2 protein-coding genes are annotated in these 1,147 nt (G+C 35.8%); both read right to left on the reverse strand.

All coding sequences use genetic code 11. The annotated features are described in order from the left end of the window. On the reverse strand, positions 1-299 hold a 299-nt coding region (locus H8698_RS13205; RefSeq protein WP_249313902.1), incomplete at its 3' end, for a hypothetical protein. An 18-nt stretch (positions 300-317) separates the two neighbouring features. Then, a partial coding sequence (locus tag H8698_RS13210) for an RHS repeat-associated core domain-containing protein (protein ID WP_283245485.1) occupies positions 318-1,147 on the reverse strand: 830 nt, incomplete at its 5' end.

Genomic DNA, 1,147 nt, shown 5'->3' on the forward strand with positions numbered 1-1,147 from the left:
TAAATAATCAGTTTATTTGACATATCATTGTTTCTTTCTGCAACCCTAATTTTATTTTGTTCCGGAAGCCATGTTGCAGTTCTGCCAGTCCATGATGCAAAGTCAGTTAAAGCAACATATGCCTTATCGTCAATGGAAACAATTGGATGATAAAAATTTCGTTCTACACCGTCTATTTCAATTGTGAAATTTGCTTCATATGCAATATACTGTTTGGCAGAAGATATACTGCCGATACTAAAAGCAGTTATGGTTGTAAGTATAAGCACCATAAAACATATTAAAATAAATTTTTTCATATTAATATCCTTTCATTATCATTTTAATTCATAATAAACTCCTAAATTATCCAAAAGATCAAGATTATCGCTGTATTTTGTCCACATACTTCCACGATTTCCAAATTGTGCCTTTTTCATCATAGCAAAATCAATCGGTTCTGCCTTACCACCTGTCGCCCATTGATTGTTCATAATGGATTTTGGAGCGATTTTGAAATTTTTATCACTATAGGCATCGTCAATACCGAGGGTATGGCCAAATTCATGTGCAGCAACCCATGAAAAATCATCATCCGAATATGACTTGTTATTTCTGCTGTCACCCCAATATAATGTCATGGTATTACCAGATACGTTTGAAATGCCTTTTCCTGCTCTTACATCTATTTGGAATGATTGGTGCTTTTTTAAAACAATATTGTTTGTAGCATTTACATTAACCATAATAACACGATGGGCCTTTCCGTCATATTCACCGCTCCAGCCATCTCTTATGCCATTTAACGCAAGACTTTGGGAGTTTTCGGGAGCTGATTTATCTTCACTGTATTCGTAAAAGGCAAATGTAACAACGTGACCATCGTATTCTTTTGAAGTTACCGGATCATATCCTGCCTGACCTGCAATCCAGTTTTCAGCATCTCTGCTTATATTATATTTGTAATTTTTCGGATCTTCTTTAATCATAGCCTCAACATCAATGTTATTTATCTCGATATATAAGGCAATATCTTTCATTGTAACTAATCCCCACGGATCGGTAAACTTAACGGGATTGCCACCACAATAGCTAAACCAGTTCAAACCGTCTTTTGCAGGGTCTTCAGTTAAGAACCGTCCTGATGTGGGGTCTAAGTATCGCATGC

Origin of the sequence: Congzhengia minquanensis, from assembly GCF_014384785.1 — a bacterium.
Classification (GTDB): domain Bacteria; phylum Bacillota; class Clostridia; order UBA1381; family UBA9506; genus Congzhengia; species Congzhengia minquanensis.